A 7598-nucleotide genomic window follows, 5' to 3' on the forward strand; every position below is an offset into this window, starting at 1 on the left:
GGCAACATGCGCCCGGTGATCTCGTTCAAGGTCCCCGACTACACGATGCGCGGCGCGGCCTTCGCCCGTCGCCTGTCGCGGCAGCTGTTCGACCAACTCGGGGCGGAGGACCACACGAACTACGACCCGTCCGAGTACGGGTACGTGGAGTTCGAGGGCGAGGGCTACCGGATCCTCGGCGGCAACCACCTGGCCGGCACCCACATCATGGGCACGAGCCCGGCTACCTCTGTCGTGGACGACAACCAGCGCAGCTGGGAGCACGAGAACCTCTACCTGGTCGGCGGCGGCAGCATGCCGACGATCGGCACGGCGAACATCACCCTGACCGCTACCGCGCTCAACCTGCGTACGGCTCGGCACCTGCTCCATGAGTTGCGGCACCAGGACCAGCCCGTGGCCCTCGCGGCCCTCTGAACGATTGGCGCACGATGACCCAGCAAACCCTGCTTCTGGAAAACCGGGCGGCGGAAGCCCAGCTGCCGGCGGAGATCTTCACCCGTGCGGACCTCGAGGCCTACCTCAACGCCGCCCTGCGCCTGGAACACGCCACGATCCCGCCCTACCTGACGGCGCTGTACTCCCTGCACCCCGGCAGCAACTCCGACGCCCAGCACCTCATCCGGACCGTGGCGGTCGAGGAGATGCTGCACCTGACCCTGGTGGCCAACGTCATGAACGCCGTCGGCCTCCACGTGGACCTGGCGGCGGACGACTTCATCCCGAACTATCCCGCGCACCTGCCCAGCGGTGAGATCGACTTCCTGGTGAGCGTGCAGCCCTTCTCGCAGGCCGCGGTGACGACATTCCTCAACATCGAACGCCCGGCCAAGGCGCCCAGCGAGGGCAGGCGCCTGCTGCCACGCCCCGACCTCGGCGCGGGCACCGTGCTGGCGGCCAGCCCGCTCGATCCGAGCGTGCGCTATTACAGCATCGGTGAGTTCTACGAGGAGATCGATCGCGGCCTGCGCTATCTCGACCGGACCTGCCGGGAGAATGGCGAGGAGCTCTTCTCCGGTGACGTCTCCTGGCAGGTCACCGGAGAATACTTCTACTCGGGCGGCGGCGAGGTCGTGGTAGTGCGTGATCTCGCCACCGCGCTGCAGGCCCTGGAGTTGATCACCGAGCAGGGCGAGGGCCTGGGCGGCGGAATCTACGACGGCGCGGGCGAGCTCTCGCACTATTACCGATTCGAACAGATCCAGCTGGCCCGCTATTACCAGAAGGGCGACGTTGCCGGACGCCCGAGCGGCCCGCGGCTGGAGGTGGACTTCTCAGCGGTCTATCCCGTCGCGATCGACGCCAAACTGGCCGATTACCCCGCCGGCTCACCGGTGCTCGAGGCCGCGGAACACTTCCACCAGACGTACGCCGACTTCCTCGCCTACCTGACCGGAGCGTACAACGGGGAGCCACAGAAGCTGCTCGACGCCGTACCGTGGATGTTTCGCCTGCGCGACGACATCAACCGGCTGATCCGCAATCCGTTCCCCGGACGGCCCGGTGTCAACGCCTCTCCGGTCTTCGAGCCCGCTTCGCGGGAGCGGTCATGAGCCTCGAGAGTTTTGTCATCTTCTCCTCGGAGGTCACCGGCTTCACCGAGTTCGACCTTCTCGGCACCGGCCAGGCCGAGTCCTACCTGGACACCGTGACCAAGGTGGTGGGCGAGCAGAATCTGACCGATCTGCTGAGCACCTACCGGCACGAGGTGACCGAGCTCGACCAGGAGCAGACCCGCGCCGAGCAGCTGGCGCGGGCCGTATTCGACGACCCCCGCCGGGGTCCCGTCGCGCGGAACATCATCAAGCTCTGGTACTGCGGGATCTGGTTCGGCCTGCCACCGGAATGGACCAAGCAGTTCGGCATCCCCGGGGACGACGGGGGCACGTTCACCGCCTCGCCCCAGGCCTACGCTCAAGGTCTGCTCTGGTTCGCGATCGGCGCCAACCCGCCCGGAGCACGTGCTCCCGGCTACGGCTCGTGGGCCTCACCACCGCGGATCCCAGCGCTGCCGTCTTCTCCCATTCCGAGCTCCCTGACCCGGTAGCTGAGCCGCCACCCGCCGGGGTGGCGGCGATCGGCCCGGTGCTGTGCCCGACGGCGAATCAGTGCTGCTTCGCCGTGAGGGCGAAGGCGAGCAGGCCGGTGGCGGTGAAGTCGATCGAGGGCTCGTTGTTCGCCGAGACGCGCATGTCGTCGACGTAGTGGATGTCGTCGCGGTCGAACGGCGCGAAGGCGTTCGAGGCGCACGAGGTGGGCCGCGGGTCGGCGAGGATTTCGTGGACGCGGTCGGCGTGGTTCGGGCCGTTGACGACCGCGCCGACCATGCCCGCGGCGGTGGCGGGGCTGCCGGCGAGGGTGGCGATCTGATCGTGCGGGCAGCGGGGATAGGTGGTTCCGGCGCCGACGACCATCGAGGTGCCCCAGCCGTTGGCGCCGAGCACGACGCCGCGCTGGGCGGTGGCGAACGCCGCGTACCGGCCGTCCTGGAAGGTGTGTTCGTAGAGTTCGGCGGTGGCGGTGTAGCCGAGCTGGCGGGCGGCGTAGTCGGCGCCGCCGTTGCCCGCGGCGGCGCCCATCGGGTTGCCCGCGGCCGCCTGCACGCCCGCGTCGAGTCGGCGCCGCAGGTCGCGGCGCAGCGCGCCGGTGTCGATCTCGGCCCCCGTCGCCCGGGTCAGCTCGGTGATGGCGAGTGCGCTGAGGTTGTAGACGCTCAGCGCCCCGTCGTCGCCGCGGTCGGTGTTGGTCTTCGCCCAGTGCGTGGCCTGTTCCAGCCATTCGCCCGCGCGTGGATCGCCGAGCACGCGGCCGGCCAGGGCGAGCTCGGTGGCGCCGAGGGCCATGTCGTCGGTCCAGCTGTCCTCCGGGTAGAAAGTGCGCGGTTCGGCGGTGACCAGGTTCTCGACACCCTCGGTGGCGGCCAGGCCGAAGATTCGTGCGGCGGCGGTGAGGTGGGCACGGGCGCGCGCCGGTTCGGTGGCCGCCTCCAGCTGGGCGGCCAGGGCGAACGCGGCGGCGACCCGGCCGGCGAGGTTGGGGCTCAGCCGCTCCCCGGGGTCGGCGGCCCGGAACACCGGGCGGTAGCGCTGGTAGTAGCGCTCGTCGCCGGGCTGGACGGCGAGCCGGTCGTCGTCCTGCGGCAGCCGCCAGGTGTCGTGGTCGCCGAGGAACGTCTCGTCGCCGTGCTGCAGGCCGCTGCCGATGCCGACCTGGGTGTAGAGCGTCCCGGTGTTCGGGTCCCACATCTTGCCGAGCCAGTCGAGGCCGTGCCGGGCCTCGGCGGCGAGCCCGCCGACGGTCGCCCCGTCACGCTGGGCGACCTGCATGGCGATGAGGGCGTACGCGGTGGTGTGGGTGAACTTGAGGAAGTCCCCGGCGTCGTACCAGCCACCCTCGACGTCGACCGGGCCAGCCGTGGCGAGCAGTCCCGCGGTCAGCCGGCCGCCGTCGTCGAACGCCGGTCTCTCGTAGACGGTCGCGGCCCGGTCCGCGAGGTGCGCCGGCTCCCGCTTCCACCGGGCACTGACCTGGTTCGCGCCGTCGCGGTGCGCCTGGAAGTACTCGACCGATTCCTGAGCGAGCGAGCCGAACAACTCGTTCGCGGTGCCGATGCGGAACGGCGGCGACTCGGCGTGCACCGGCCCGTCGATCCGCAGGCGGTAGGTGCCCGGCCTGGTGAGCGCGGTCAGGTCGATCGGCCGGACGTCGGTGAACGTGGCGTTCCAGCCGCCCCGGCCGGACCCCACGGTCAGGGACAGGACGGTCCTGCCGTCGGCACCGACCACCGCCGCCCGGGCGCCCGCGGCGTCGCGCGGTGCCAGCAGGACCGCGATCTTGGTCTCGGCGGGGGCGTAGCCGAGCTGATCGAGACGAACGAACGCGTCCAGCGGTGGCTTCGGAGGGCTTCCGCAGGCGCCGGCCACCAGCATCGCGCCGATCGACAGCAGGGCAAGGGGGCGACGTCGAACGGCGGCAGTCAGCACAGTGCCCAAAGTGTGTCGGCGCGAGATCGTCGGTCGGCGCACCGGATGTGCGTGACGCTTTCAAGGGCGGTCACCTCGCCGACCTCAGTGCCGTGTCGTCCGGGGGCGAGCCGAAGCCCGGCGCTCCGCGGCCCGCAGCGCCTCCGTTACCAGCCGCCGCACGTGCTCGTCGGCTATCGCGTAGACCGCCCGGCGCCCGTCGCGGCGCACGACCACCAGGCCGGCCAGGCGCAGCTTGCCGAGGTGTTGCGAGACCGTGGGCCGGGCCGCGTCGACGGCCCCGGTCAACGCAGTCACGTCGTGCTCGCCGTCGAGCAGGCGGACCAGCAATCGCAGCCGGGTCGGGTCCGCGAGCATGCCCGACGCGAGCGTCGCTGCCTCGATGACGCTGTCGCGCACCGGTCGTTCCTGCAGCTCACTGGCATTTGCAACGTTGTCGCGTGCGTACACGAGCACATATTATGGCCGGGACAGCCCGAACCACCACCCACCGTCACGGGGTTCCGAGATGACCGACCACGATCACGGCCACGATCACGGCCACGGCGTGTGGCACAAGGTTCGGCACGTGATCACGCCGCACTCACACGACAGTGCCGACAAGGTCGACTCGGCCCTGGAGGCCTCCCGCGACGGCATGCGCGCCCTGTGGATCTCCCTGGCCGTGCTCGGCGCGACCGCCGCGGCGCAGGCGTTGATCGTCGCGTTCTCCGGCTCGGTCGCGCTGCTGGGCGACACCCTGCACAACGTCGCCGACGCGCTCACCGCCGTGCCGCTCGGCATCGCGTTCTGGCTCGGCCGCCGTGCCGCCACCCGCGCCTACACCTACGGCTTCGGCCGCGCCGAAGACCTCGCCGGCATCGTCATCGTGCTGGTCATCGCCGCCTCCTCGATCGCCGCCGCCTGGTTCGCGATCGACCGCCTGGCCAACCCGCGGCAGATGACCCACCTGCCGTGGGTGTTCACCGCCGGCCTGATCGGCTTCCTCGGCAACGAGATCGTCGCCCGCTACCGGATCACCGTCGGCCGCCGGATCGGCTCGGCCGCGCTGGTCGCCGACGGCCTGCACGCCCGCACCGACGGTTTCACCTCCCTCGCTGTCGTGCTCGCCGCGGGCGGCACGTGGCTCGGCTGGGGCTGGGCCGACCCGGTCGTCGGCCTGGGCATCACCGTGGCGATCGCGTTCGTGCTCAAGGACGCCGCCCGCGAGGTCTACCGGCGGCTCATGGACCGCGTCGACCCCGAACTCGTCGACCGGGCCGAGGAGACCCTGCGCGCCATCCCCGGCGTGCGCGGCGTGGCCGGGTTGCGGCTGCGCTGGATCGGCCACCGGATGCACGCCGAGGCCGCAGTCGTCGTCGACGCCCGGCTGACCCTGATCGCCGCGCACGAGATCGCCGCCGACGCCGAACACCAGCTCACCCACCACGTTCCCCGGCTGGCCACCGCCACCGTGCACATCGACCCGGACAGCCACCCCGGCGGCGAGCACCACACCGGCCTGTCCCACGAGCGCCGCGATCGCCTCGCCGCGGCGGCCGGGCACTGACACGTACGCTTGCCGCATGATCCGCACCGGCCGACCGCGCACCCGGCACGCTCCGCGTGACCGCCGGGTGTCCGTGTTCGCCGCCGCGGTCATGCTGCTCTTCCTGCTCGGCGCGAGCCTGCTGGTCTCCGCGGGAAGCGAGCACCATGCCCAGGCGAGCGCGGCCGTGTCCGCCGCCGACGCGGTCGACGCGCAGCCGGCTTCCGGGCACGAGCACCACCACGGCAACGGCTGGGCGCCGACCCTCAGCAAACGCCTGCGCCCGGCGGCCACCACCGTCTGCTACGCCGTCCCGGTGCGCCCGCCCGCCACGGACCAGGCATTTCATCAGGTCAACGCCTCGGAACGGCTCTCCTCGGGAGATGCGCTGACTGCACTGGGTGTCCTGCGGGTATAGCAGCCGGTAGCTCTCCGGTTCTGCTCCACCCGCGCCCATGTCCCGCGCCCTGCGGTTCTACCGGTGCACCTCCGTGTCCGCCCGCGCAGGAAAGACGGTCACCCTATGCGCCCACAGCCATCTCTCCGTTCCACGCACGTCACCGCAAGCCCGAAAAACCTCCTCGTGTACGACCGCTGGGGCCAGTTCGGCCGTCCGGTCGTGCTGCTGCACGGGCTCATGTTCGACCGCACGATGTGGTGGCCGGTCGCCGCCGAACTCGCCGGCGGCGCCTGCACGGTCGTCGCGCCCGACCTGCCCGGCCACGGCCAGAGCCCGCCCCGGCAGGACTACCGCGTCGAGCGGATCGCCGAGGATCTGGCCGGTCTGGTGCACGCCCTCGGCCTGCACCGCGCCCCCGTCGTCGTCGGGCACGCCGCCTCGGCGCTCCTCGCCACCGCCTTCGCCGACGCCTACGCCACCCACCACGTCCTCACCCTCGACGAACCACCCATCGCGGCCAGCACGATCGAGGACCTGGTCACCACCGTCGGCCTCGACGCTGTGCCGGAAGCCCTGCGGCCCTATGCCGCGCCTCGGACGGATCCGGCGCTGCTGCGTGCGTACGAGAGCTGGCTCGCCCAGCCACCCACCCGCCGCAACCAACCCGCGATGGCCGGCCGGACGCCGGCCCTGCCGTCCGGCCCGGCCGGACCGCTGGCGCATCTGACCGATCCGCAGGGCTTCGCCGCCGAGCTGCGAACTCTGCTGTGAACCTGCGAAATCCGGCCCGCAGCTCGGCTCTCAGGGTGCGTTGCGCCGGATCATGGATGCGTAGTTGTCGAGCACGTCGAGAATCCCGGTGTGCTGCCAGACCCGGTTTCGACGGAGTCCGGTGCGTTCCGCCAGGACTTGCCGGCTGGTCAGGAGCTCGAGTGTGCGCTGCGCCGTGACATCGTTCATCGCCAACTTGGATGTCAAGTACTTGGCGTTGATGACGGGCTGCCCCACCAACCTTGGCAGCACCTTCCATGCGGCGGCATGCGTCCGGACCCCGGACAGTTTGTCGCGGGCATCCGCCAGCTGTGCGGCGAGGTCATCGACGAGGACCCGGCCTGTTACGGCGGCGAAACGCGAGGCATCGGCAAAGCGGTGCACGATTGGTCCGGCGTTGCCGTCCCGGAAGGCGTTCAGGGCGTCGAAGTAGGTGCTGGTGTCGGTCAGCAGTCCTGCCGAGATGGGCACGGTGACGTGCGTGACCAGTTTCTTGCTCCGCAGCATGGCCTGGGCGAGGGCGCGACCCGTGCGGCCGTTGCCGTCGACGAAGGGATGGATCGTCTCGAACTGGGCGTGTGCGGCCGCTACCTGAATCAGTACCGGCAGGTCGTCACGCTTCGCGAACTCGACGATGTCTTGAACGGCGTCCGGCACCCGTTCATGCTGTGGCGCGACAAAATCGGCACCGATCGGCCCGGCATTGTCCCGCCCGATCCAGACCGCCTCTTGCCGGAACCGGCCAGCGTGCTGCGTGAAGCCGGGCTGACGCCGCATCAGCTCGCCGTGCATGGTCAGGATCGCCGCTACTTCGATATTGTCGGAGAGCCGCAGGGCGGCTTCCATGGCGCGGACGTTGCCGATGACGGTATGGGCGTTCGACTTGTCGCTCTGGCCGAGCTCGGCGAGCGCCAGC

The 7598-nt window shown here is 70.8% G+C and carries 9 protein-coding genes; 6 read left to right on the forward strand and 3 right to left on the reverse strand.

What is annotated here, in order from left to right:
* The 3 genes from DMB66_RS57875 to DMB66_RS57885 form a co-directional block, all read left to right on the forward strand.
* Positions 1 to 417: GMC oxidoreductase (locus DMB66_RS57875; protein WP_233625582.1), on the forward strand; the 417-nt coding region annotated here is incomplete at its 5' end.
* A gap of 14 nt (positions 418 to 431) precedes the next feature.
* Positions 432 to 1553 (forward strand): ferritin-like protein, encoded by a 1122-nt coding sequence (locus DMB66_RS57880; protein WP_125812470.1) that lies wholly within the window; start codon positions 432 to 434, stop codon positions 1551 to 1553.
* Positions 1550 to 2047, forward strand: coding sequence for a hypothetical protein (locus DMB66_RS57885; protein ID WP_125812471.1), 498 nt, complete (start codon positions 1550 to 1552; stop codon positions 2045 to 2047). Before DMB66_RS57880 ends, DMB66_RS57885 begins: the two co-directional genes overlap by 4 nt.
* A 58-nt stretch (positions 2048 to 2105) precedes the next feature.
* Here the strand turns inward: DMB66_RS57885 and DMB66_RS57890 are convergent, their stop codons facing one another.
* Positions 2106 to 3983 carry a glycoside hydrolase family 9 protein gene (locus tag DMB66_RS57890; protein WP_125812472.1) on the reverse strand — a complete coding sequence of 626 codons (1878 nt, stop codon included), beginning with the start codon at positions 3981 to 3983 and terminating at the stop codon, positions 2106 to 2108.
* Positions 3984 to 4067: 84 nt separating this feature from the next.
* A complete protein-coding gene (locus tag DMB66_RS57895) occupies positions 4068 to 4382 on the reverse strand; it encodes a metalloregulator ArsR/SmtB family transcription factor (RefSeq protein ID WP_233625583.1) in 315 nt (104 codons plus the stop codon).
* Between the two features lie 109 nt (positions 4383 to 4491).
* On the opposite strand from DMB66_RS57895, the gene DMB66_RS57900 reads away from it, so the two are divergent.
* The 3 genes from DMB66_RS57900 to DMB66_RS57910 all read left to right on the forward strand — a co-directional run bounded on the left by DMB66_RS57900 (position 4492) and on the right by DMB66_RS57910 (position 6682).
* On the forward strand, positions 4492 to 5532 hold the full coding sequence (locus tag DMB66_RS57900) for a cation diffusion facilitator family transporter (protein ID WP_125812474.1): 1041 nt from the start codon (positions 4492 to 4494) through the stop codon (positions 5530 to 5532).
* 16 nt (positions 5533 to 5548) lie between these two features.
* A complete protein-coding gene (locus DMB66_RS57905; RefSeq protein WP_125812475.1) occupies positions 5549 to 5929 on the forward strand; it encodes a hypothetical protein in 381 nt (126 codons plus the stop codon).
* Between the two features lie 165 nt (positions 5930 to 6094).
* On the forward strand, positions 6095 to 6682 hold the full coding sequence (locus DMB66_RS57910; protein ID WP_158647709.1) for an alpha/beta fold hydrolase: 588 nt from the start codon (positions 6095 to 6097) through the stop codon (positions 6680 to 6682).
* Positions 6683 to 6712: 30 nt separating this feature from the next.
* On the opposite strand, the gene DMB66_RS57915 is transcribed toward DMB66_RS57910, so the two are convergent.
* A partial coding sequence (locus DMB66_RS57915) for a Fic family protein (RefSeq protein ID WP_148112919.1) occupies positions 6713 to 7598 on the reverse strand: 886 nt, incomplete at its 5' end.

The organism is Actinoplanes sp. ATCC 53533 (assembly GCF_003947245.1).

Bases quoted from the DNA above. Each gene is read 5' to 3' on its own strand.
- DMB66_RS57880 (WP_125812470.1), top strand. From the start codon at position 432: ATGACCCAGCAAACCCTGCTTCTGGAAAACCGGGCGGCGGAAGCCCAG.
- DMB66_RS57885 (WP_125812471.1), top strand. From the start codon at position 1,550: ATGAGCCTCGAGAGTTTTGTCATCTTCTCCTCGGAGGTCACCGGCTTC.
- DMB66_RS57900 (WP_125812474.1), top strand. From the start codon at position 4,492: ATGACCGACCACGATCACGGCCACGATCACGGCCACGGCGTGTGGCAC.
- DMB66_RS57905 (WP_125812475.1), top strand. From the start codon at position 5,549: ATGATCCGCACCGGCCGACCGCGCACCCGGCACGCTCCGCGTGACCGC.